Below are 21,797 nucleotides of genomic sequence, written 5' to 3' on the forward strand. Positions count from 1 at the left end.
CCTTCCGGACCGCTGCTTCTTCGGTGGGGCGCGGCTTCTATCTCTTCGCCGCGTTCGCTGTCAACTCGCTCGTTGACCGCCCTATTTCCTTGTCGGTGCTGCTCTCTCCCCGAAGTGCCTTCCGCGCCAGTGCGCGGGCTTCGAGGTGAGGGGCGCGGCTTCTACCACCGCCGCATCCTGTGTCAACCGTTCGACCGCTTGTCAACCGTTCGACCGCTGCTTCTACTTCCCGATCTGCTCCGCCTCCCGTGAGGCGGCAACCCGCTCCGACACCTTCAACGCCCGCTGATCGACTGCCCTGCTGCGGCACCATCTAAGAATCGGTTCGGAGAATGTCAACTTCCCGTCACCGATGAGGCCGACTGCGCCTCTCCCCGTTTCTGCGTCGCTCAGGTGCCACCGGAGTGGCGCCTGCGTGTCGCCGCGAGGTGGGCGGCTTATCCATCAGGCGATCGGCCAGCGCAAGAAATTTGATGCTGACTGCCGGCGCGGTGCGACGTGGTGGAGGGGGAACCCGTGGGGCGGTTCCACCCATTCCCCCGGCGGATTTCAGCTCCCGAACCTGAGCTTGGAGAGGTCCACCCTCCCCCGCCGGCACTTCTCCGCGACCACCACCGAGCGCAGCTCCTGATAAGCGCGCTCGAAGTCGTCGTTCACCACGATGTAGTCGTAGGACGCGATTCCCCGCTCGATCTCCGAGCGGGCAGCCAGCATCCGGCGACGGATGGTCTCATCCGCGTCCGTCTGACGGTCTCGCAGCCGCCGCTCCAGCTCCTCCATGGAGGGGGGCAGCACGAAGATGAGGACCGCGTCGGGGTGCTTGCGCTTGATGGCCTGCCCGCCCTGGACGTCGATATCGAAGATGGCGGTGCCATGGCGCGTGCGGGCTTCGTCCACCACGGACTGGGGGCTGCCGTAGAAGTGGCCGTGGACCTCGGCCCACTCCACGAACTCCCCCTTCTCGATCTTCTCCTGGAAGGCGGCGACGCCCACGAAGTGGTAGTCCACGCCCTCCTGCTCCTTGCCCCGGGGGCGCCGGGTCGTGACGCTGGTGGAGAAGATGCCGTCCGGCATCTCCTTCAGCAGGCGGTGCGCGAGGGTGGTCTTTCCCGCTCCGGACGGCGCGGAGAGGACGAGGAGCAGGCCAGGCTGGAGTCCAGTGGGTTCGTTCATTCGACGTTCTGCACCTGTTCGCGGATGCGCTCGACCTCGGCCTTCATCGAGACCACGCGCGCGGAGATTTCCGCGTGCTGGCTCTTGGAGCCTGTCGTGTTCACCTCGCGGTGCATCTCCTGCACGAGGAAGTCCATGCGCCGGCCCACCGGCTCGGGGCTCGCCATCAGGAGCCGGAACTGCTCGAGGTGGGTCGCGAGCCGGGTCACCTCTTCCGCGATGTCCGTGCGCTCGGCGAACAGGGCCACTTCCTGCGCCAGGCGCTGCGGATCCACCGCGACGCCGCGCGCGAGCTCCGCGACACGCTCGGTGAGCCGCTGCTGGTAGTCACTGACCGCGCGAGGCGCGAGCCGGGCCACGTCCTGGCTCCAGCCCTCGATGAGCTTCATCCGGGCGTCCAGGTCCGCGTTAATGGACTCGCCTTCGGTGTTCCGCATCGTCTCCAGGGCCGCGAGCGCCTGCTGGAGCGCGGTCTGCGTGGCCTGGGTGGCGGACTCCACGTCCACGCCCTTCTCTTCCAAGCGGATGACGCCCGGCTGGTTGGCCACCTGCGACCAGGCGATCTCCACCGACTGGCCCATGGCCTCGGCGACTTCACGGAAGGCGCGCGCGTATTCGCGGGCCAGGGCGACATCCACCGTGGGGACGTTGCCTGAGACGGTGGCGGCCTGCCGGCGCACCAAAATCTCCACCGAGCCTCGCGCGAGGCGGTCCTTCACCTGCTTCACGAGGGCGGGCTCGAGCGCGGACAGCTCGCGCGGCAGCCGGACCTTCACTTCACAGAACTTGTGGTTGAGCGAGCGTGCTTCCACGGAGACCTCTTCGTCCCCCACGCGGGCGCGGCCCGAGCCAAATCCGGTCATGCTCTTGAGCATCGGGCCGGGTGCTAGGGGCTTTCGGTCCCAAGGTCAAGCCAGCGTCTTGTGTCCGTTCCAATTCTGGTAGGGTCCGCCGCCGATGGCGTGGCACAAGCGGCTTGAAACGTGGGCGAAGCTGGCACTGACGCTCCTGGCTTCCCTCCTGTTCTGGCGCCCCGGGCGTCGCCGTTCTCCCGGAACGCCCCTCCCCCATCCGCGCAAGGTCCTGCTCGTCCGGCCCGACAACCGCGTGGGCGAGGCCCTTCTCACCACGCCCTTGATGCGGACCCTCAAGGAACATCTCCACCCGCCTCCGGAAGTGCACGTGCTGGTGCACGCCAAGGTGGCTCGCGTCCTCCAGGGACACCCCGACGCGGACGCGGTCCTGGCGTTCGACCGGCGCCTGCTCTGGCTGGGGCCCCTGGCGCCTGGCATCCGCGCTCTCCGTCGCGCGGGCTATGACACCGTGGTGGACTGCGCAAACTGGAGCGCTCCATCCGTGACGAGCGCGCTCATCGCGCGAATGGTGGGCCCCAAGGCGGTCGTCATTGGACCCGGCATCTCGCCGGTGTCGCTGCTGCAGTCGGTGTCCGTGCCTGCCCGGTCCGACACGCGGCACGAGGCCATTCAGCGCACCCACCTGCTGACGCCCCTGACGAAGGGAGCTGTCGCCGAGGGGCTTTCGTTCCGGGAGCCGGTGCTGGGCGAGGCGTTCCGCGGCTATCTGGCGACGTTCTCCGTGGCGGGTTCGCGGCGCGCGGTCATCAACCCGGGGGGACGGTTGGGTGAGCGCCGCATCCCGGCCGAGGCATTCGCGGCGGCGGCCCGGGAGCTGATTTCGCTCGGCTATTCGCCGGTCGTGACCTGGGGGCCTGGAGAGGAGGCCCTGGCTCGGAGCGTGATCTCCGGCGCTCCGGGAGCGGAGCTGGCTCCGGCGACGAGCATCGATGAGCTGGGTGCGCTCATGCGGACCGCCGGCCTTACCGTCTGCAACAACACCGGACCCATGCACCTGTCGGTCGCCGTGGGCGCGCCCACGCTCGCGTTCTTCCTGCGCATCGACATGGAGCGCTGGGGCCATGCGGTGGCGCCCCACCGGATGGTGGACCTGACGCCCATCGTGGATGGGGCTTCTGGCGTGGGGTTGGAGCAGCGCGTGGCCGCGGAGGTCCGGTCGTTCGTCGCGGAGCGGGCCTCGCTCACGGGGTGAGCGGTCGCTCCTGCTCGGGCACCATCTGGGGGACGCCTTCCTCCACGGGCCAGGCTCGCAGGCACCTGCCACAGCGGACTTCAGGCGGGGGGCCCTGGTGCGCTTCGAGCGGGCCCTTGCAGTGGGGACATCCCAGGATGGACCTCAGCACCGGGTCCAGGTCCATGGGCTACTTCGCGCCTTCGCGGCCGAGCCTGCGGGCCAGGTCCGTGGTGCTGTGGTCCTTCGGGTCTCCCGCCACCGCCGTCCTGCCTCCGTAAGCCCGGACCTCGTCACCTTCCGGAATGGAGTCCGGCGTGTAATCCGTCCCCTTCACGTGCACGTCGGGCTTGAGGGCGCGGATGATGATTCGCACGTTCGGCTCGTCGAAGACGACGACGCGGTCCGTGCAGGCCAGCGACGCGACCAGCTCCGCGCGCTCCGCTTCCGGGATGTGCGGACGGCCCGGCCCCTTGTAGGCCCGGGTGGAAGCGTCCGAGTTCACCGCCACCACCAGCACGTCCGCCAGGGCCTTCGCCCCTTCCAGGTAGCGGACGTGCCCGACGTGCAGCAGGTCGAAGACGCCGTTGGCCAGGGCCACCGTGCGACCCTGCTCGCGCCAGCGTTCCCGCTCCTCCGCGATGGCGGCGAGGGGACGAAGCTTGTCCAGGGTGTTCATCTTGGGCTCCGCAGCGCTTCGAGGAGTTCTTCGCGGGAGACCGTCGCCGTGCCGGGCTTCTGCACCACCAGCGAGCCCGCGACGTTCGCGAGCCTCGCGGCTTCACCGAACGAGGCTCCGGCCGCGAGTGACAACGCGAAGCTCGCGATGACCGTGTCGCCCGCTCCCGTCACGTCCACTGCTGACTTCGCTCCGTGCACGGGGATGAGGTCCACGCCGCCCTTCGCGTCGAAGACGGCCATGCCGTGCCGGCCTCGCGTCACCAGCAGGGCCTGGCAGCCCAGCTTACGGACCGCTTCGTGACCGGCCTCCAGCAGGTCCTCCTTCGTGCGCACCGGACGGCCCGTGAGCGCTTCCAGTTCCGGCTCGTTGGGCTTGCACACCGTGAGGCCCGCGAAGGCCATGAGCGCGTAGCGGCTGTCCACGCAGACCGGAAGGCCGTCCGCGGCGAGCTTTCGCAACACTGTCCGGACTTCGTCGCTGACGACACCTGCTCCGTAGTCCGAGACCACCACCGCGTCCGCGTCCTTCGCGGCGGCTTCGACCTGCCTGGCGATGGCCTTGCGCATCCGGGGCGGGAGGGGGCCTCGCTGGCCCCGGTCGACGCGGAGCATCTGCTGCCTCGTGGTGCTGATGCCTCCCGCGAGGATGCGCGTCTTCGTCTCCGTCTGGATGCTTCGGCTGCTGACCGCGTGCAGCCGGATGTCCGCGGCATCGAAGAGCTTGCGCAGTTCGCGGCCCATCGAGTCCACGCCCAGGGCCCCCACCGCCGTCACCTGCCCCGACAGCGCTCGGATGTTGGCCGCCACGTTGGCCCCGCCGCCGAGATTCACCTCTGACGACTCGTACCGGACGATGAGCACCGGGGCCTCGCGGCTCACCCGGTCCGTCTGTCCGTAGAGGTAGTGGTCGGCGACCAGGTCTCCCACCAGCAACACCCGACGGCGCGCGAAGGCGAGTGGCAGGCGCGAAGACGAAGCTGCCGGACGTGAAGACGGGGCCGCTGGCATGGGCGCGCGTTGTCCCACAGCGGTCCAGCCCTCACAAGTCGCGCGTCTCTCCCTGCAGCCCGAGCGCCCGCTTCAGATGCGCTTCGCCCTCCAGGACCTCCACTCCCAGGCGTACCACCCAGGCGTCGAAGCCGGCGGGCAGGCGCACCGCGTCCTTCTCCGTCGTCACCACGAGCGCTCCGTGCTGGCGAGCCCGGGCTTCGACCTGGCGAAGCTCGTCCGCCGTGAAGCGATGGTGATCCGGGAAGAGGGCCGCGTCCCGGACCTCCGCTCCGAGTGTCGTCACGGTCTTCAGGAACCCTCCGGGCCGGGCCAGCCCCGCCAGGGCGAGCACCGGCTTTCCTTCGAGCGCTTTCGTCGCGTGCTCGGTCCCCGAAGGGTCCCACCACGCCGTGGGTCCATAGCGCGTCCGGACCCTGGGAGCAGTCACGCCTTCGAGCCATGGATTGGGGGCGGCATCTCCGGAAGCGGCTCTCAGCCAGAGGAGCGTGGCACGGCGCAGGGCCGATGGGGGCTCGCGCAGCGGGCCTCTTGGGAGCAGCTGGCCGTTGCCGAGGCCCACGGCTTCGTCCACGACCACCAGGTCTTCGTCACGGTGCAGGCGGCGGTGCTGGAAGCCGTCGTCCAGCAGGACCGTGTCGAGGCCGAAGTCGTCCCGGGCCCGGAATGCCGCCGCGACGCGGTCCGCTCCCACGAAGAGCCGGGCCCCTTTGCACCTGCGCGCGAGCAACAGGGGTTCGTCTCCGGCTTCCGTCACCGCGGGCAGGGGCTCCGCTCCCGTGAACGTGAGTGGCTCTTGGGACTCGCGTCCGTAGCCGCGGGTGAGGATGCCGACCTTGCGTCCTTCGCTGATCAGCATCTCCGCGAGATGGAGGACCGCGGGGGTCTTGCCCGTGCCTCCAACGTTGAGATTGCCGATGGAGATGACCCGCAGGCCTTCGACTTGTTCGGCTCGCTTCAATCCCGAGTCGTAGAGGGCACCTCGGAGGCGGACCGCTCCGCTGTAGGTCCAGGACAACAGCGTGAGCGGTGACAGAAGGGCACGACGGGTCCAGGGCTCCGGTGCCGGCGGATAGAAGATCCGCTCCAGGGCCGTGGGTCCGCCCGTCATCGCCGTGGCTCCGCGGCCTTCTGGTAGAGGGCCAGGATGTCCCGGGCGATGTGCTCGTTCGTCGGGTGCCGGGTGCCTGCCTTTGCTCCGGACAGCGTGGCGGTGAGGACGGCTTCCACCGTGGGCGCTTCCACCCTCGCGTCCGACAGCTCCGGGAGCGCTCCCTCGTTCAACGCAACCACTCGGACGCCGCAGGCCCTGGCCTGGGCCGCGGCCCTCGCGCTCCAGTCGTTTCCCAGACCGAGGATCCAGACTTCATCCAGGGCCTGCAGCCACTTCGCGAAGTCCGCTCCCTGCTGGTAGCCCGCGAACGTCACCTGTTCGGTGAGGCCTCGCTCTGTCACCTGTGTCCGCGTCGCTTCGAGCAGGGCCCCGTCGCCTACGAGCACGAGCCGGGCTTCGGGACGTTGCTGGCGGAACGCGGCGAAGGCTTCGACTCCGAGCTCGTGACGGCGGCTCTTCTGGAACGTGGAAATCATCCCCACCAGATGCGCGTCTTCGAGGCCCAGGGTCCTTCGGAGGGCCTTGCGGTCCTGGGAGGGCTTGAACATCGGGTCCACCAACGCGGGCAGGACCTGGACGGGGCGATGCCGGCCTTCGAGCTTCTCCCTCAGGTGGCTCGCGGGCACCGTGTACGCGCCTGCTTCGGGTAGCGAGGAACGCAGCGAACGGGGCGCGTGGATGGAGCGGATCCGCACCGCGCCTTTCGGCGTTCCCCAGCGCGCCACGAGATGATCATGGGTGAAGTGGGCGTGGACCACGTCCACCGTCCTGCGGCGGAGGGCTCGCAGGTCGCTCCAGATTTCCCACGGTGGGGACTTCACGGACAACGACAGGTCTCCCTCGTCCAGGAGGCCCAGTTGCTGGAAGCGGGGCACGGCGGGTTCCTCGGCGGCGATGTCCCGGCGCTTGCGGTCCACCGCCACCGTGACCTCGTGGCCCAGGGCCCGCTGCGCTTGGGCCAACAGCGCGACGTTCTCCGCCGGGCCGCTCCAGAAGGGACTCGCGAGCAGGTGCAGGATGCGCATCAGCGCTTCACCAGCGAATGGTAGAGATCACGGAGCGCCCGGGCTTCGTGCTCGACGCCGCAGCGGCCGCGCGCTTCTTCCTGCGCGTTGCGGCCGACCTGACGGGCCCGCTCCGGTTCGAGGGTCAGTTCGTCCAACAGGTCGCGCAGGCCCTTCACGTCTCCGGGCTCGAAGAAGAAGCCCGTGCGGCCGTGCTCGATGAGCGTGTCCAGGTACGGCAGCTTCGAGGCCACCACGCAGCACCCGGAGGCCATCGCCTCCACGTGCACCAGCGAGTAGCCCTCCGCGTAGGAGGGATGCACCAGGATGCTCAGGCCCTGGTACCAGGGCTCGATGGTGGACTGCTCTCCCGCGAGGCGCACCCGGTCCTCGATGCCCTGGCGCAGCCCGTTCACCCATGCCAGGTCCGGCCCCTTCGCGAGCCCCACCAGCACCGCCTGCCAGTCCGGCCGCTGCGGCAACAGCGGCCTCAGCGCTTCGATGAAGTCGCCCTGCCCCTTCTCCTTGCGGATGCGTCCGATGACGCCGATGCCGTAGCGGCCTCCCTGCTGGAGTCGGGCCCAGGCCGCGTCTCGGTCTTCCGGTGGGTGGAAGCGCTTGAGGTCGATGCCGTGCGAAATCACCGTGGAGGGGAGCGCGATGACGTCGGAGATCTGCTTTGTGAGCGACACGAGCGCGTCCGCGCCCCTGGCGAGCCAGCGGGTGAAGCTCGTGGGGGCCACCGACGTATGCCTCGTGAAGACGAGTTGGACCCTTCCTCCCAAGGCCTTCAGGAGCATCCCCGCGAGCAGCTCGTTGTTCCGGTGCGCGTGCCAGACGATGGGCTCCTGGTGCGAGCGGCGGATCAGCTCTCCCCAGGTGATGCGTGGCAGGGCTTCCGTCAGGCCGGAGCCGATGACCCGTGTCTCGTCGCCCTGGGCCAGTGCTGGCACCACGGACTCCACGTGCCGGGTCACTCCCGTGTACCGCTTGTGGAAGTGGGGATGGACGATGAGCGTCATCGAGGAGCCCTCCTTAGCGCGGCCATGGCTTCCGCGTTGCGCTCACTGGCTCCGGAGATGCGGCGCACCGTGGCTTCGGCCTGGGCTCCCAGTTGCTGCCGGCGTTCGGGATGGGCGAGGAGGTCCTCCAGCGCGGCGTGCAGGGCTTCTCCATCCGCAACTTGAATGCCTCCGTTGCCTTGCAGCACCGCGACGCTGTCTCGGAAGTTGTCCATGTGCGGGCCGAACAACACCGGCCTGCCCTGCCCCGCTGGCTCCAGGATGTTCTGGCCGCCTCGCTTCGTGAACGAGCCTCCCACGAACACCACCGTCGCCAGGCGGTAGGCTCGGGACAGCTCGCCCATCGAGTCCATCACCACCACCGGCGCTCGCTCCGGGTTGCCCTGTGAGCGCAGGCCCACGGTCAGGTTCCGCTCCCTTGCGAGGGTCTGGATCCGCTCCGCCCGGTTCAGGTAGCGCGGCGCGATGACCAGGCTCAGCGTGGGCCAGCGCTCCCGTAGACGCTGATACACCTGCAACAGGATTTCTTCCTCGCCCTCGTGCGTGCTTCCCGCGAGCCACACCGGATCCGCTGGAGACAGACCGAGGGCGGTTCGCAGGGCTTCGTCCTCGGGGGCATGGCCCGCTGCGAGGGCGTCGAACTTGGTGTTTCCGGTGGTGAGGACCCGTTCGGCCGGTGCGCCCAGGGCCTTCGCTCTTTCGGCTTCCTCGTCCTGCCGCATCAGCAGCAGGTCCATGTCCTTCAGCGGGTTGTCGATGAGGCCGAAGAGCGTCCGGTACTTCCCCACGTTCGCGGGGGAGAAGCGCCCGTTGGTCATCACCACGCTGGCTCCGGACTGCTTCGCGGCGCGGATGAGGTTGGGCCAGACCTCCGTGTACTCGAGGACGAGGAGGTCCGGTTGGAGGGCTCGCACCGCCCTCCGCGTCGCGCCCCAGAGGTCGTAGGGCACGTACACGACTCCGTCGATCTGCTTCGCCAGGCGGTCCCTTGCCATCGCATGGCCGCTGTCCGTCATCGTCGAGAGCACGATGCGGCAGCCTGGGAAGCGTTGGCGCAGGGGGCCGAACATGGGCGCCAGGGCCAGCAGGTCTCCCGCGCTGGCTCCGTGCAACCACAGCAGCGGGCCTTCTCCCTTCGGCAGGTCGCCCGGCCCGTAGAAGCCCAGCCGCTGCTTCAGCCCGTGACGCGTCTTCCGGTACACGCAGAGCACCGGGAACAGCAGCGCGAAGAGGACGTAGGTGGCGACGACGTAGAGCAGGCGCATGGGCGACGTCCCGCGCTCTATCAGATGCCCGGCGGTCTCGGCACCACTCGCACCGGGCTGGGGACAAGCCAGGGCCGCCACTCGTGGCCGAAGAAACGTCCGGGCGCGTGGGCCCAGACCTCCACCTGGACTGCTCCGGGACCGGTCAGCTCGATGTGCTGCCCGTCGGGTTGCAGGCGGCCGTCGCCCCACACCCGGACCTCCACCGTGCCCGGGGTGTGTTCCGGGAGGCGGACCGTCAGCACCGTGCCCACGGGGGCTTCCCTCGTGTTCGCGTCGTAGCCTTCCAGGGCGAAGTCAGCTGGCGATCCGAGCGCTCGGAAGACGCAGAGGGCCTGGCCGCTCGCCAGCACCTGCGTGACCTGGGCCGCGGCTTCGCGCGCGTTCTGGGACAGGGGGCCCGGCAGCACGTCCGGCGGGAGCTCCATGTCGAGCGCGTTGAAGATGTCCTCGTACGCGGGCACTCCGTGCGCGTCATTGCCACACAGGGCGATGCGCTTTCGCTCTCGCGCCAGTTCCAGGAAGCGCTCTGTCGGGCGTGGCTCTGGGACCGCTAGCAGCATCACGCCGTGCACCGGGTTCACCAGGGAGGCGCCTACCGCGGGCAGGAGCCGGCTCACCGGGCTTCGCAGCGCCTGCCGGAAGAAGGTGTCCGCGGAGTACAGCTCGAAGCCGGGGACCTGGTGCGCCGTCGCATCGTCCTTCCAGGGGTTCTTCGTCTGGACCGGATGCGCGAGGACCGCCGTGCCTCCGGCGGCTTCCACCGCGGCCACCGCCTCTTCCGGTGGGCCCCAGGGCTTCACGCCTTCGATGGGCCTCTGCATGCCGAACGCCGCCAGATGGCCCGCGCTGGTCGAAATCTCCACCCCGGGGATGAGCAGCACGCCGTCCACCCAGGTCGCGGCGGGCGGCTTGAAGTCGTTGTGGTCGGTGAGCACCACGAAGTCGAGGCCCGCGGCCTTCACCTCCCGGGCGACCTTCGCGGGCGTCCCGTTCCCGTCCGAGCGCGTGGTGTGCACGTGGTACGCGCCGCGGATCCACGGCTTCGCGTCCGGTGCAGGCTCGACGACGGGGTAGTCCGCGAAGCCCGCCGCGAAGGCGAAGAAGCCCGCGACTCCCAGGAGCAGGAACAGCAGACCGAACACCGCGCGGATCGCCAGGAAGAGGGGCCGCCTGGCCGTGCTTGGCTTGCTCATACCGCCCCCCACTCGAAGGGCCTTACGTCCAGCGACACGTGGCGGCGGAGCGCCCTTCCTTGCTCTATCGCCAGGTCGGGGGGCTGCTCCGCCGTGACGACATTGGTCACGCCGCTCTCCGCTCGACGGGGCCTGAGGTCCACATGCGCCATGTGGCGACGCAGCGGCCTTCCAAGCGCTATCGCCAGAGCGAGGGGCTGCGTCACCGAGCCCGCCTTGCTCACGCCGCTCCCCGCTCGACGGGGCCTGATGTCTGCAGGCGCCACATGGCGGCGTAGCGGCCCTCCTTCTGGAGCAACTCCGCGTGGCTTCCGCTCTCCACGATGCGGCCCGCCTCCACCACGTGGATGACGTCCGCGCTCGTCACCGTGGACAGCCGGTGCGCGATGACCAGCGCCGTCCTGCCGGGGAGCACCTTCGCCAGCGCGGCCTGCACCTCGCGCTCGTTCTCTGGATCCAGGCTGCTGGTCGCTTCGTCCAGCACCATCACCGGGGCCTTGGACAGGACCGCCCTCGCGATGCACAGGCGCTGGCGCTGACCTCCGCTCAGGATGACGCCTCGCTCGCCGATGCGCGTGTCGTAGCCCTGCGGCAGGCCCTGGATGAAGGCGTCCGCGTTCGCCACCTTCGCCGCGGCCTCCACTTCCTCTTTCGTCGCTTCGGGCCTCGCGTGCCGCAGGTTCTCCAGCACGGTGCCGTGGAAGAGCAGCGGTTCCTGCGTCACCAGCGCGAACTGACTCCGGACGCTCGCCGCCGTGTATGTGTCCGCGTCCACTCCATCCAGGAGGATGCGCCCCTGCTGGGGACGCTCGAAGCGCAGCAGCAGCGATGTCACCGTGCTCTTGCCGCCTCCACTGCCTCCCACCAGCGCAGCCACCTGTCCCACCTTCAGGTCCAGGGTCATCCCGTCCAACGCTCGGCGCTCGCCGTAGAAGAAGCGCACGCCCTCCATGTGCAGCGACTCATGCAGCGCTGGCGCCGGCCCCGCGCCGACTGCGTCCTCCACGGGGTGCTTCAGGTCGAGCAGCGCGAAGAGGCGCTCTCCCGCCGCTCCCGCCTGCACCGCGAACTGCGTCACCCGGCCCAGGTCCTTCACAGGCTGGTACACGAGGATGACCGCAGTCAGCAGCGACAGGAGCGCTTCCGGCTCCATCGCTCGCGTCGCCGCCGCGTACCCCAGCGCTCCCGCGAGCGCCGCCGCGGCGAGCACCTCCATCAATCCCGGCACACCTCCTCGCGCCCAGGCCGCGCCCACCACCGCTTCCTCGTGGGCCTTCGCGTAGGACTCGAAGCGCGCCAGCTCCGCCTCCTGGCCGTTGAAGGCCTGGATGGTGCGCAGTCCTCCCAGCCCTTCGTGCAGCTGGCCCGCGAGCTGCCCCAGGTGGGCCTGCCCTTCTCGCGTTCCCTTCAGCACCTTGCGCGTCAGCCTCGATGCGGGCAGCGCCGCCAGCGGAATCACCGCCAGCATCAGCCCTCCGAGCATCGGGCTCATCGCCAGCGCCACTCCCGCGAGCACCAACACCTGAATGGTGTCTCGCAGGTATGAGCCCACCGTGTACATGGCGGCCAGCTCCACCGCCATCACGTCCGAGGAGAAGCGGCTGAGCAGATCTCCCGTCCGCTCCTTCGACAGCTGCGACGGCGACAGCGCCGTGAGCCGCAGGAACAGGTCGCGCCGCAGGTCCTTCACCACTCGCTGCGCGAACAGGCCCATGAAGTAGAACTGGCCCAGGTACCCCACGCCCTTCACCGCGCCCACGCACAGCACCAGCACCGGGAAACCCCAGAGCGCCGCCTCGCGCGGCAGGTTCGACAGCCATGGCACCCGGTGCGCGCTCGCGAAGCCCTCCTCGCCTCCCGACAACAGGAAGCGCAGCGCCGGGCCCAGCAGGTACGCGTACGCGCCCGTCGCGAGCCCCAACACCGCCATGCACGCGAAGGCCAGGACGAGGATTCCCGCGTGCGGTTTCGCGTAGCGGAGCAACCGCCAGAGCGCGTGATGCATGACTACTTCACCACCTTCTGCAACGCCGCCCTCGCGAGCACCGAATACGGGTTCAGCTCCAGCACCTTCATCAACTTCTTGCGCGCGAGCGGCACGTCGTCCAGGTCGATTTCGATGATGGCCGCGATGATCTGCGCCCGCTCCAGGTACGGGTCCAACGTCAGCGCCTGCTTGAGCACCTTGCGCGCCGCGAGCGCCCGCTGCATCAGCGGCCCGGGCGAACCCCGGTACTTCGCCCAGGCGAGGTACGAGTAGTACTCGGGCTCGCCGCCGTTGAGCGACACCGCCTCCTCGAAGCCCTGGATGGCCGCCTTGTAGTCGCCCCGCTTCATCGCGGACTCGCCCCGGCGCAGCGCCAGCTCCGCGTCCACGTTGATGGCGGTCGCGCGGCCCACCACCTCCTGCCGGCTGAAGAAGTACTGGAGATAGGCGCGGCGCTTCTCATCCACGCTCAGCACCCGGTACGCCGCGGACAGCTTCTCCTGCACCTGCTCCAACAGGTCGCGCAGGTCGGAGATGTCGAACTCCGCGTAGGTGTCCGGGTGAAAGCGCATCGCCGTCTCGTGATACGCGCGCTCCACCGCCTCCTTGTCCGCCGCGAGGTCCAACCCCAGCCCGCCGAAGTAGCTGCGCGTGATGATGCGCACCGCTTCCTCGCGCAGCGCCGCCGCTGTCTCCGCGGGCAGGCTCTTGCGCTTGCGGGGCGCGATGACGTCCGGCACCGCCGCCGCGCTCAACACGTCCGTCCCCGTGGCCACCGGCGTCGCGGAGAACGTCACCCCGCCCGTCAGCTTGAGGAACCACAGCAGCGTGTACGCCGCCCGCAGCTCCGCGCGCCCGTGCGCCAGCAGGTCCTTGAGCACGATGCGGCCATTCACCTGCATGGCCAGCTTGATGTCCTCCGTGTCCAGCGCCATCGACTGGAGGTCCCGGCCGAAGTCCGCCGAGCGCACCGGGTACTCGTTCAGGTGCGCCTTGAGCGCGTTCGCCACCACCCGCAGGGGCATCCTCCGGCGCGCGGCCTCCAGCAGCGGCGCGAGGGCGGGCTGATCCACGGAGGCGACTTCGGAGGAGAACTCGTCGCCCGCGTAGAACGCGTAACGGCCCTCGCGCATGGCCAGCACGCGCCCTAGCCGGTCCCGGGTGAAGTCGCGCAGAAGTGCCAGCAGGTCTTCGCCCACCGCCTCCACGCCCACGTCCGCCAGCGCCGCGCCGATGCGCAGGCCGGAGGCGAGCGACTCCACCACCGGCTGCTCCTGCGCCTCCGTGAGGACCCGACGCTCGCGCAGGAAGCGTGGCAGCGCGTCCTCCTTCGCGGAGGAGTCGAAGTTCACCGGCCCGCCTCGCAGGAAGAACACCCGGCGCGACAGACCCTTGAGGGCCACCACCAGCACGCCGTCACGACGCAACCGGTAGAGCGAGTGCAGGAGCGCCGGCAGCGGGAAGGCCTTCAGGTCCCCCGCCGCCACCGCGGGCCTCGACAGCGTGGCGGACAGGCCCGTGAGCGCGATGGCCTGCGCGGCCTTCACCAGTGCCTCCAGGCGAGGCACCAGCTCGCCCGGCTTGAGCGGATCCGGGATGTACGCGTTGACCTTCAGGTCCAGCACCGAGCTCACGCCCTTCGCGCGGCCCAGGTGCCCCTTGTCGATGGCCACGATGGGCACACGCCCACCCTGGCTGTGCCCTCGGATGAGGTGCACGACGTGCTGTCCCTCCACTCGCGGAAGGTCCACGCCCAGCACCACTACGTCCGGGTTGTCCGCCGAGAAGTGCTCCAACGCCATCACGGCGTCATTCACCGCCCGAACGGTGTACCCGGCCTGCGAGAGCAAGCCCGTCAGGTGCTCCAGGGTCGGGGGGTGGCTCTCAGCGAGCAGAAGCGTCTTCAAGGGGGCCGCAGTCTACAACCTCCCTCCCTCCGCGCATCAGCTACGATGAGGGTCTTGCCTCCCATGACGCAGCCATCCTCCCCCCGCATCCTCGTCGTGGCCGGCGAGGCCTCCGGTGACACCCACGCCTCGGAGCTCGTCGCCGCACTCCAGGCCCTGCGCCCCGACCTCACCTTCTTCGGCATGGGAGGCGCCCGGCTGGCCGCCCGGGGAGTGGAACTCATCCACGACGCCCGCGAAGTGTCCGTCATGGGCATCACCGAGGTGCTCCCCCGCATCCCCCGCATCCTGCGGATCATGAAGGACCTGGCCCAGGCCGCCGAGGAGCGCCGTCCCGTCTGCGCCATCCTGGTGGACATCCCGGACTTCAATCTGCGCCTGGCCAAGAAGCTCAAGGCCCTGGGCATCCCCGTGGCCTACTACGTGTCCCCGATGATCTGGGCCTGGCGCCGGGGCCGCGTGCGCACCATCCAGCGGCTGGTGGACCGGATGCTCTGCATCCTGCCCTTCGAGGAGGACTTCTACCGGGAGGCCGGGGTGCCCGCACGCTACGTGGGAAGTCCCGTGCTGGAGCAGATGCCCAAGGCCGCCAGCGCCCTCGAGTTCCGGCAGCGCCTGGGCCTTTCCCAGGACGCTCCCACGCTCGCGCTGCTGCCCGGCAGCCGGATGAGTGAGATCCGCCGCATCCTGCCCACCCTCGTCGGGGCCGCGAAGCAGCTGGCCTCCGAGCGGCCGGGGCTCCAGGTGGTGGTGCCGGTGGCGCCCACCATCGCGAAGGAGGAAATCCTCTCCCGCTTCGAGGGCAGCGGTGTGACGCCGGTGCTGGTGGACGGGCGCGCCCCGGAGGTGGTGGGCGCGAGCGACGCCGCGGTGGTGGCCTCCGGCACGGCGGTGCTGGAAGCGGGGCTGATGGAGCGGCCGCTCGTCGTCGTGTACCGCGTGTCGATGGTGACGTACTGGGTGGGCCGGCTGATGCTGAAGGTGGCCTTCGTGTCGCTCATCAACCTGCTGGCGGGCCGGCGCGTGGTGCCGGAGCTGCTCCAGGGGGAGATGACTCCGGAGAACATCGCCTCCGAGGTGCGGCGCGTGTGGCTGCCGGGCGAGCCCCGCGACGCCATGGTCCAGGGTCTGGCCGAGGTGCGCGGACGCCTGGGCGAGGTGGGGGCCGCCCACCGCGCGGCCCAGACGGTGCTGGAGCTGCTGCCCCCGCGCCCTGTCGCCTGAGCCGGAGAACCGACCGGGTTGGCGTCGGGAGTGCTGTTCCAGCGCCGGGTTTGGGGTATGTCCGCCGGGTCATGAACCGTGCGCTGGTCTGCATCCCCACCTACAACGAGCGGGACAACATCGGCCCCATCACCCAGGCGGTGCTGGCGGCGGACCCCCGTGTGGACATCCTCGTCGTCGACGACAACTCGCCCGACGGGACGGGACAGCTCGCGGATGAGCTGGCCGCGAAGAACCCGCGCGTGCGCGTGCTCCACCGCGAGAAGAAGGAGGGCCTGGGCCGTGCGTACCTGGCCGCCTTCCGGTGGGCCCTGGCCGAGGGCTACACGTACATCCTGGAGATGGACGCGGACTTCAGCCACGACCCGCGCTACCTGCCCACCTTCATGGACGCCGCGGAAGGCGGCGCGGACCTGGTGCTGGGCTCGCGCTACGTGGATGGCGGCGGCACGGTGAACTGGGGCGTGGGCCGGAAGATCATCAGCCGCGGCGGTTCGCTCTACGCGCGCAGCATCCTGGGCGTGGACGTGCGCGACCTCACCGGCGGCTTCAAGTGCTTCAACCGCCGCGTGCTGGAGAGCATCAACCTGGATGAGGTGCGCAGCACCGGGTACGCGTTCCAGATTGAGCTGACCTACCGCACCCTGCGCAAGGGCTTCACCGTGCGCGAGGTCCCCATCGTGTTCGAGGACCGACGCGTGGGGCATTCGAAGATGAACAAGAAGATCTTCGTCGAAGCGCTGGGCATGGTCTGGAAGCTGCGCTTCACGGTCTAAAGCACCATGTCGATGTCCGCGATGGTGTCCACCTTCCTCGTGTCGCTGTCCGCCATCTTCTTCGTGGTGGACCCGATTGGCGTCGTGCCGCTGTTCCTGGCGATGACGGCGGGGGACACCAAGCAGCAGATTCGCAGCACCGCGCTGCGCGCTTGCCTGGTGGCGTGCGGGATGATGCTGTTCTTCGCCGTCTTCGGCCGCGTCATCTTCCAGGTGTTCGCCGTGTCGCTGGGCGCCTTCCGCGTGGCGGGCGGAATCCTGCTGCTGATTACGTCCCTGGACATGCTGCGCGCCCGTCCGTCCTCCACGCGCACCAGCCCCACGGAAGAAGAAGAAGGCGTGGTGAAGGAGGACGTGGCCATCGTCCCGCTGGCCATTCCGCTGCTCGCGGGGCCGGGCGCCATCGCCACCGCCATGGTGCTGATGGCGCGCTCCGGGACGTCCTTCGTCTCCGCGCTGCCAGTGGTCGCGGCGGTGGTGCTGACCTTCACCGTGACCTACTTCATCCTCAACGCGTCCAGCCTGGTGCAGCGGGTGCTGCGTCAGTCCGGCGTCGCCATCCTGGAGCGCGTGTCAGGCCTCATCCTGGCCGCCATCGCGGTGCAGTTCATCGCGGACGGGGCGAAGGACCTGCTCAAATAGCGTCCGCGCCCGCCACCCACACGGCGCCGTCCTTGCGAACGGTGCCCTGGGGACGGCCGTCCATGGTGAGGCGGTCCGGGCTGGAGCGCTGCGCGTCGTACGCGTAGCCGCCCTGGACCTCCTGCAGGTACACCACCACGGCGTCCACGACGTTCTCCTGCACGACCTTGAACGACTCGTTCGCGCACTGGGTGTCGCCGGTGAAGAAGCGCTCCAGCGTGGCCTCCTCCGGGTGGCGCACGTAGACGACCACGGGGGCCCTCTCCTCCTTGCCCTCGGCGACGAACTTCTGGATGGCCTTCGCGGGCGCGGGCTGGCGCATCAGCGCCTGGAGGAGCGTGCACTTCTCGTCCTCGGCCTGCACGCGCTGCTCAAGGGGCACGGAGTGCGCGCAGCCCACCGTCCCCAAGAAGCCCAGGCCCGCCACGGCGAGCGCCCAACGGATGCGAGCAAGTTCCACCATGTGACACCTCAAGGCTTGCGCCAGCGAGGGGCGAAGGGCGCGTTCGTCAGCGACGGGTCCTCCACCGCGATGATGTATTCGGCGCGGCGGTTGCCCGCCTCCGCCGTCTCGTCCGGCGTGGGCACCGCCGGGGACTGCTCACCAAAGCCCTCGTAGAACACTGGTACCTTCAGGCCGCGTTGGCGGAAGTAGGTCGCGATGCTCTTCGCCCGCTTGAGCGAAAGCTCGCGGTTGTCGTTCGTGCTGCCCACCGTGTCGGTGTGCCCGAGCACGTACAGGCGCAGCGACGCCCAGCGGCCATACTTATTCAACGCCTCCGTGATGCTCTTGTAGCTGGCGTCCAGCTTGCCCTTCTCCGCCGAGGGAACGTCCGAGCGGCCGGAGGCGAAGGTCACCTCCTCGTGCGGGATGTCCACCTGCCAAGGGTAGAGGTCCACGCCCGTGTAGAAGTCGGAGGTGTCGTAGGCCCTCAGGCGGATGTGCATCACCTTGCCCTCCGCCGGCAGCCACTTCACTTCCAACGGCGTGCCCGCGGGCGCGCCCTTGAAGTCCACGTCGCCCGCGAAGGCCGTCTTGCCGGTGTCCATCTTCACCGTCACTTCCGTCTTCGCGGCCGGGCGCGACAGCGTGAAGCGCAGCTTGCGCCCGGGCACGTCCACGTCCTCCGGGCGAACCTCCAGCTTCAGCGGGCCGTTGAGCTCCGTGTCGAACGAGAGAGGCATGGAGCCCGGCTCCGCCCCGCCCGGGAACCGCACGGTGAGCTCGCCCTCGTAGTGGAACTTCCCTTCCGGCTGCTCCAGGGCGAGGCGGCGGGAGATGCCCGGCTTGCCGCCCCCCTTGAGCTCCACCGCCTTGCCGTCGCTGCGCTTGAGCTTCACCTCAAAGCCGTCGATGGGCTCTTCGATGTGGATGACCAGCGTGGGCACGCCTTCACCCAGCGCCGCCTTGCCCTCCAGCGATACCCGGATGGCCTCCGCGGAGGCGGTGAGCGGCAGGCACAGCAGGGCCACGAGAGGTAGGAGTCGAACGGACATGCGGCGTCAACCTCGGCGTCGCGGGGGAGGTGGGGAGGCAACTCCAGCCCGGGGGAACGGATTCCCGCGGAAGCCTACCGCACGCCCACCAGGGTGATGCCTCGCGCGGTGGCTCCCGCGAAGAGTGCAGGTGCGTCCAACAGCACCGTGCGCCCTACCTCCAGCGCCAGCACCCGGGCACCCACCTCCGCCATGACCTCCAGCGTGCGGGGCCCCACGGCGGGCAAGTCAAAGCGCAGGTCCTGCTCCGGCTTGCAGCGCTTCACCACCACCGCGCCCGGGCCGCCCAGCTTCGCGCCCCGGCGGATGGTCTCGTCGGTGCCCTCCACGGCCTCCAGCGCGAGCACGTGGCCGTCACGCACCACCACCGTCTGGCCCACGTCCGCCTGCCCCAGGAGCACCGCCACCTCGCGGCCCAGGGCCACGTCCTTTTCCTGCGCGGGCTTGAGCGTGGGGCCCGCCAGGTGCCCTTCGGGGCACAGCACCTCGCCCAGGAAGTCCGTGGGCGCGATGATGGTGATGCCCTGGGATTCGAAGTCCGCGGCCACGGCGCGCAGGAGCGCGTCGTCCCGGAAGCTGCGCAGGCGGGAGATGATGCGCACCGCGCCCAGGTCCGGACGGGCATCCGTGAGAGCGCGCACGCGGCCGATGCCGCCCGCCATGGCCGCTCGGGTGACACCCGCCTGGCGGAAGACCTTCTGGATGCGGCCCACCTGCCCCACACGCACCCAGGCGAAGTGGCCGACCTCCTGCTCCAGCGCCGGGTCCGTCTCTCCCCGGTGCGCGGCCACCACCACCTCCAGGCCGCGCGCACGGGCGGCCCGCGCGAAGAGGAAGGGAAGCTGGCCGTTACCGGCGATAAGCCCGATGCGCTCCACCCACTCCCCTCCGTTCCCTCGTGAAGAGGCCTAGCGCGTGACGCCGCGCTTGCTCGTCTCCACGAACCGCACCAGGTGCTCCACTTCCGGGTGGCTGGAGAGCTCCCCGCGAAGCTGCGCGAGCGCATCCTGAAGCCCCAGCTTGGAGCGGAAGAGGATGCGGTAGGCCTCCTTCACGCGGCCAATCTGCTCCTCGGTGAAGCCGCCGCGCTCCAGGCCTACGGTGTTCAGGCCCACCAGCGTGGCCCGGTCGCCCTGCACGGTGCAGTACGGGGGCACGTCCATGGTGACCATGGAGCCGCCGGAGATGAACGCGTAGCGCCCCAGCCGGGTGAACTGGTGCACCGCGACGAGGCCCGAAATCTTCACCGCGTCCTCCACCACCACGTGGCCCGCGAGCGCGGCCCCGTTGGCGAGGAGGACTTCATTGCCCACGACGCAGTCGTGCGCGATGTGGCTGTTGGCGAGCAGCAGGTTGCGGTGGCCCAGGCGCGTGGCGCCACCACCGGCCACCGTGCCCAGGTTCACCGTGACGAACTCACGGATTTGATTCTCGTCGCCAATGACGAGCTCCGTGTCCTCGCCCGCGTACTTCAGGTCCTGGGGCGCCGCGCCCACGGAACAGAACTGGAAGAGGTGGTTGCGCTCCCCCAACGTGGTGCGGCCCTCGATGACGACGTGCGGCCCGATGCGGGTGCCCGCGCCAATGACGACATGGGGCCCGATGACCGAGAACGGCCCCACCTCCACGGTGTCGTGGAGCCGGGCTCCCGGATGGACGACCGCGGTGGGATGAACCTGCGCCATGTCCTTCTCTCCTCAGCAGCGCGAATGACGCGCCCTACGGCGCCGCGCTCTCGTCGCCCTTGGCGGCCTTGTTCTTGTCCACCACGGTGGCGAGGAACTCCCCTTCCGCCACCCTGGCGCCATCCACCGACGCCACACCCTTCGTCTTCCAGATGGCGCCCTTGTGGCGGATGACTTCAATGTCCAACTGGAGCCGGTCCCCGGGCACCACCGGCTTGCGGAAGCGCGCGTTGTCCACGCCCATCAAGTACGTGACGAGCCGCGTCGGGTCCATGGCTTCCGTCTTATACGCAAGGATGGCCGTGGCCTGGGCGAGCGCCTCGAGGATCAGCACGCCCGGCATCACCGGGTGCCCCGGGAAGTGGCCGTTGAAGAAGGGCTCGTTGATGGTGACGTTCTTGTAGGCCGTGAGCTTCTGGCCCGGCACGATTTCCACCACCCGGTCCACCAGGAGGAACGGGTAGCGGTGCGGCAGCAGCGCCTGGATCTCGCCAATGTCCATCATCCGCCCTTCTCCTTCTCCAACAGCTCCACCCTCTTGCGAAGGGCGCGCACTTCCTTGAGCAGGTCCGCCAGCTGCCCCGACGCGGCGCTGGCGCGCAGCCATTCCTTGTGGGGGATGGCGGGGCTGCCACTGACGACCTGCCCGTCCGGCACATCATGGGCGACGCCCGACTGCGCGCCCACCTTGGCCAGGTCTCCCACGCGGATGTGGCCCACCACGCCCACCTGCCCCGCGAGCACCACGCCGGTGCCCACCTCCGCCGAACCCGAAACGCCCGCCTGCGCGCAGATGAGCGACAGCGGGCCCACGCGCACGTTGTGGGCGATCTGAACCAGGTTGTCGAGCTTCGTTCCCTGGCCCACCACCGTTTCACCCACCGTCGCGCGGTCGATGCAGGTGCAGGCGCCGACTTCCACGTCGTCCTCGATGCGGACGATGCCCACCTGGGGAATCTTGAAGTGGCGGGGGCCGTCCTCGCCCTCCGCGTCGAACGCGAAGCCGAAGCCGTCCGCGCCCACCACCGACGAGGCGTGGAGGATGACGCGCGAGCCCACCACGCAGTTCTCGCGCACCGTGGCGTGCGGGTAGAGCACGCAGTCGTCGCCGACGCGCGCGCCTTCACCCACATAGGCCCCGGAGTGCAGCACCGTGCGGGCGCCGACGTGGGCGCCCTTCTCCACCACCGCCCCGGCCTTCACCGTGGCCTCCGGGTGCACCGTGGCCGCCGGGTGCACGTGGGCCGCCGGGTGGATGCCCGCGGCGGGCCGCGTGGCCGGGTGGAACAGGGCGAGGAGCTTCGCGTAGGCCAGGTGCGGGTTGGGCACCCGCACCAGGGCCACGCCGTCGCGAGCGGTGGCATCCATCCCCACCAGCACCGCCGAGGCGCGGGTGGCCTCGAACTGCTTGCGGTAGCGGGGGTTGCCGTAGAACGACACCTCCCCCGGGACTGCCTCCTCCAGGCCGTTCAGGCCATGGACGAGCAGTCCGGGGTCGCCGAGGAGCTCACCCCGGACGTGGGTGGCGATGTCCCCCAGCCGGTGCGCGTTGGATGCGGATGGCACGGGG

The 21,797-nt window shown here is 69.7% G+C and carries 21 protein-coding genes; 4 read left to right on the forward strand and 17 right to left on the reverse strand.

Features of this window, described 5'->3' with window-relative positions; genetic code table 11:
• Positions 1-549: 549 nt before the first annotated feature.
• Together gmk and GTZ93_RS39870 are read right to left on the reverse strand one after the other, a co-directional pair.
• Positions 550-1,173 (reverse strand): guanylate kinase, encoded by a 624-nt coding sequence (gene gmk, locus GTZ93_RS39865; protein WP_120576380.1) that lies wholly within the window; start codon positions 1,171-1,173, stop codon positions 550-552.
• Positions 1,170-2,048 (reverse strand): YicC/YloC family endoribonuclease, encoded by an 879-nt coding sequence (locus tag GTZ93_RS39870; protein ID WP_120576379.1) that lies wholly within the window; start codon positions 2,046-2,048, stop codon positions 1,170-1,172. The genes gmk and GTZ93_RS39870 overlap by 4 nt, the downstream gene beginning before the upstream one ends.
• Before the next feature lie 82 nt (positions 2,049-2,130).
• Between GTZ93_RS39870 and GTZ93_RS39875 the strand changes: the two genes are divergently transcribed.
• Complete coding sequence (locus GTZ93_RS39875) at positions 2,131-3,240, forward strand: glycosyltransferase family 9 protein (RefSeq protein WP_139916118.1); 1,110 nt, start codon at positions 2,131-2,133, stop codon at positions 3,238-3,240.
• A gap of 169 nt (positions 3,241-3,409) precedes the next feature.
• Here the strand turns inward: GTZ93_RS39875 and GTZ93_RS39880 are convergent, their stop codons facing one another.
• The 9 genes from GTZ93_RS39880 to GTZ93_RS39920 all read right to left on the reverse strand — a co-directional run bounded on the left by GTZ93_RS39880 (position 3,410) and on the right by GTZ93_RS39920 (position 14,403).
• Positions 3,410-3,898, reverse strand: coding sequence for an adenylyltransferase/cytidyltransferase family protein (locus GTZ93_RS39880; protein WP_139916117.1), 489 nt, complete (start codon positions 3,896-3,898; stop codon positions 3,410-3,412).
• Positions 3,895-4,908, reverse strand: a complete 1,014-nt coding sequence (locus GTZ93_RS39885; RefSeq protein ID WP_139916116.1) for a bifunctional heptose 7-phosphate kinase/heptose 1-phosphate adenyltransferase — start codon at positions 4,906-4,908, stop codon at positions 3,895-3,897. Before GTZ93_RS39885 ends, GTZ93_RS39880 begins: the two co-directional genes overlap by 4 nt.
• Before the next feature lie 31 nt (positions 4,909-4,939).
• On the reverse strand, positions 4,940-6,019 hold the full coding sequence (gene lpxK / locus GTZ93_RS39890; protein WP_139916115.1) for a tetraacyldisaccharide 4'-kinase: 1,080 nt from the start codon (positions 6,017-6,019) through the stop codon (positions 4,940-4,942).
• Positions 6,016-7,047: a glycosyltransferase gene (locus tag GTZ93_RS39895; protein WP_139916114.1), complete on the reverse strand. Its 1,032-nt coding sequence runs from the start codon at positions 7,045-7,047 to the stop codon at positions 6,016-6,018. The genes lpxK and GTZ93_RS39895 overlap by 4 nt, the downstream gene beginning before the upstream one ends.
• Positions 7,047-8,048, reverse strand: coding sequence for a glycosyltransferase family 4 protein (locus GTZ93_RS39900; RefSeq protein WP_139916113.1), 1,002 nt, complete (start codon positions 8,046-8,048; stop codon positions 7,047-7,049). The genes GTZ93_RS39895 and GTZ93_RS39900 overlap by 1 nt, the downstream gene beginning before the upstream one ends.
• Positions 8,045-9,313, reverse strand: coding sequence for a 3-deoxy-D-manno-octulosonic acid transferase (locus GTZ93_RS39905; protein ID WP_139916112.1), 1,269 nt, complete (start codon positions 9,311-9,313; stop codon positions 8,045-8,047). Before GTZ93_RS39905 ends, GTZ93_RS39900 begins: the two co-directional genes overlap by 4 nt.
• Before the next feature lie 20 nt (positions 9,314-9,333).
• Positions 9,334-10,509, reverse strand: a complete 1,176-nt coding sequence (locus GTZ93_RS39910) for a PHP domain-containing protein (RefSeq protein ID WP_139916111.1) — start codon at positions 10,507-10,509, stop codon at positions 9,334-9,336.
• Positions 10,510-10,729: 220 nt separating this feature from the next.
• The gene (locus GTZ93_RS39915; protein ID WP_139916110.1) at positions 10,730-12,514 is read right to left on the reverse strand and encodes an ABC transporter ATP-binding protein; all 1,785 of its coding nucleotides are present in this window, start codon (positions 12,512-12,514) and stop codon (positions 10,730-10,732) included.
• 2 nt (positions 12,515-12,516) lie between these two features.
• Positions 12,517-14,403 (reverse strand): DUF4388 domain-containing protein, encoded by a 1,887-nt coding sequence (locus tag GTZ93_RS39920; protein WP_139916109.1) that lies wholly within the window; start codon positions 14,401-14,403, stop codon positions 12,517-12,519.
• 63 nt (positions 14,404-14,466) lie between these two features.
• On the opposite strand from GTZ93_RS39920, the gene lpxB reads away from it, so the two are divergent.
• The 3 genes from lpxB to GTZ93_RS39935 all read left to right on the forward strand — a co-directional run bounded on the left by lpxB (position 14,467) and on the right by GTZ93_RS39935 (position 17,045).
• Positions 14,467-15,627, forward strand: coding sequence for a lipid-A-disaccharide synthase (lpxB, locus tag GTZ93_RS39925; RefSeq protein WP_139916108.1), 1,161 nt, complete (start codon positions 14,467-14,469; stop codon positions 15,625-15,627).
• Between the two features lie 71 nt (positions 15,628-15,698).
• Entirely contained in the window at positions 15,699-16,403 is a 705-nt protein-coding gene (locus GTZ93_RS39930; protein ID WP_139916107.1) for a polyprenol monophosphomannose synthase, read from the forward strand.
• A gap of 12 nt (positions 16,404-16,415) precedes the next feature.
• Positions 16,416-17,045 (forward strand): MarC family protein, encoded by a 630-nt coding sequence (locus tag GTZ93_RS39935; RefSeq protein WP_121753388.1) that lies wholly within the window; start codon positions 16,416-16,418, stop codon positions 17,043-17,045.
• On the opposite strand, the gene GTZ93_RS39940 is transcribed toward GTZ93_RS39935, so the two are convergent.
• The 6 genes from GTZ93_RS39940 to lpxD form a co-directional block, all read right to left on the reverse strand.
• Positions 17,038-17,508, reverse strand: coding sequence for a hypothetical protein (locus tag GTZ93_RS39940; protein WP_120576365.1), 471 nt, complete (start codon positions 17,506-17,508; stop codon positions 17,038-17,040). The two genes, GTZ93_RS39935 and GTZ93_RS39940, sit on opposite strands and share 8 nt — an antisense overlap.
• A gap of 8 nt (positions 17,509-17,516) precedes the next feature.
• Entirely contained in the window at positions 17,517-18,542 is a 1,026-nt protein-coding gene (locus tag GTZ93_RS39945; RefSeq protein ID WP_139916106.1) for an OmpA family protein, read from the reverse strand.
• A gap of 74 nt (positions 18,543-18,616) precedes the next feature.
• Entirely contained in the window at positions 18,617-19,420 is an 804-nt protein-coding gene (locus tag GTZ93_RS39950; RefSeq protein ID WP_120576363.1) for an LpxI family protein, read from the reverse strand.
• A gap of 30 nt (positions 19,421-19,450) precedes the next feature.
• Complete coding sequence (lpxA, locus tag GTZ93_RS39955; protein ID WP_120576362.1) at positions 19,451-20,227, reverse strand: acyl-ACP--UDP-N-acetylglucosamine O-acyltransferase; 777 nt, start codon at positions 20,225-20,227, stop codon at positions 19,451-19,453.
• Positions 20,228-20,261: 34 nt separating this feature from the next.
• The gene (gene fabZ, locus GTZ93_RS39960) at positions 20,262-20,729 is read right to left on the reverse strand and encodes a 3-hydroxyacyl-ACP dehydratase FabZ (protein ID WP_120550015.1); all 468 of its coding nucleotides are present in this window, start codon (positions 20,727-20,729) and stop codon (positions 20,262-20,264) included.
• Positions 20,729-21,793, reverse strand: coding sequence for a UDP-3-O-(3-hydroxymyristoyl)glucosamine N-acyltransferase (gene lpxD / locus GTZ93_RS39965; protein ID WP_139916105.1), 1,065 nt, complete (start codon positions 21,791-21,793; stop codon positions 20,729-20,731). The genes fabZ and lpxD overlap by 1 nt, the downstream gene beginning before the upstream one ends.
• Positions 21,794-21,797 lie beyond the last annotated feature (4 nt).

The organism is Corallococcus exiguus (genome assembly GCF_009909105.1).
Classification (GTDB): Bacteria; Myxococcota; Myxococcia; order Myxococcales; family Myxococcaceae; genus Corallococcus; species Corallococcus exiguus.

Coding starts and splice junctions, on each gene's coding strand:
- lpxA (WP_120576362.1), bottom strand. CDS start 20,227: ATGGCGCAGGTTCATCCCACCGCGGTCGTCCATCCGGGAGCCCGGCTC.
- gmk (WP_120576380.1), bottom strand. CDS start 1,173: ATGAACGAACCCACTGGACTCCAGCCTGGCCTGCTCCTCGTCCTCTCC.
- GTZ93_RS39885 (WP_139916116.1), bottom strand. CDS start 4,908: ATGCCAGCGGCCCCGTCTTCACGTCCGGCAGCTTCGTCTTCGCGCCTG.
- GTZ93_RS39915 (WP_139916110.1), bottom strand. CDS start 12,514: ATGCATCACGCGCTCTGGCGGTTGCTCCGCTACGCGAAACCGCACGCG.
- GTZ93_RS39895 (WP_139916114.1), bottom strand. CDS start 7,047: ATGCGCATCCTGCACCTGCTCGCGAGTCCCTTCTGGAGCGGCCCGGCG.
- GTZ93_RS39870 (WP_120576379.1), bottom strand. CDS start 2,048: ATGCTCAAGAGCATGACCGGATTTGGCTCGGGCCGCGCCCGCGTGGGG.
- GTZ93_RS39880 (WP_139916117.1), bottom strand. CDS start 3,898: ATGAACACCCTGGACAAGCTTCGTCCCCTCGCCGCCATCGCGGAGGAG.
- fabZ (WP_120550015.1), bottom strand. CDS start 20,729: ATGGACATTGGCGAGATCCAGGCGCTGCTGCCGCACCGCTACCCGTTC.
- lpxK (WP_139916115.1), bottom strand. CDS start 6,019: ATGACGGGCGGACCCACGGCCCTGGAGCGGATCTTCTATCCGCCGGCA.
- GTZ93_RS39945 (WP_139916106.1), bottom strand. CDS start 18,542: ATGTCCGTTCGACTCCTACCTCTCGTGGCCCTGCTGTGCCTGCCGCTC.
- GTZ93_RS39905 (WP_139916112.1), bottom strand. CDS start 9,313: ATGCGCCTGCTCTACGTCGTCGCCACCTACGTCCTCTTCGCGCTGCTG.
- GTZ93_RS39935 (WP_121753388.1), top strand. CDS start 16,416: ATGTCCGCGATGGTGTCCACCTTCCTCGTGTCGCTGTCCGCCATCTTC.
- GTZ93_RS39910 (WP_139916111.1), bottom strand. CDS start 10,509: ATGAGCAAGCCAAGCACGGCCAGGCGGCCCCTCTTCCTGGCGATCCGC.
- GTZ93_RS39875 (WP_139916118.1), top strand. CDS start 2,131: ATGGCGTGGCACAAGCGGCTTGAAACGTGGGCGAAGCTGGCACTGACG.
- GTZ93_RS39900 (WP_139916113.1), bottom strand. CDS start 8,048: ATGACGCTCATCGTCCATCCCCACTTCCACAAGCGGTACACGGGAGTG.
- GTZ93_RS39940 (WP_120576365.1), bottom strand. CDS start 17,508: ATGGTGGAACTTGCTCGCATCCGTTGGGCGCTCGCCGTGGCGGGCCTG.
- GTZ93_RS39930 (WP_139916107.1), top strand. CDS start 15,699: ATGAACCGTGCGCTGGTCTGCATCCCCACCTACAACGAGCGGGACAAC.
- lpxB (WP_139916108.1), top strand. CDS start 14,467: ATGACGCAGCCATCCTCCCCCCGCATCCTCGTCGTGGCCGGCGAGGCC.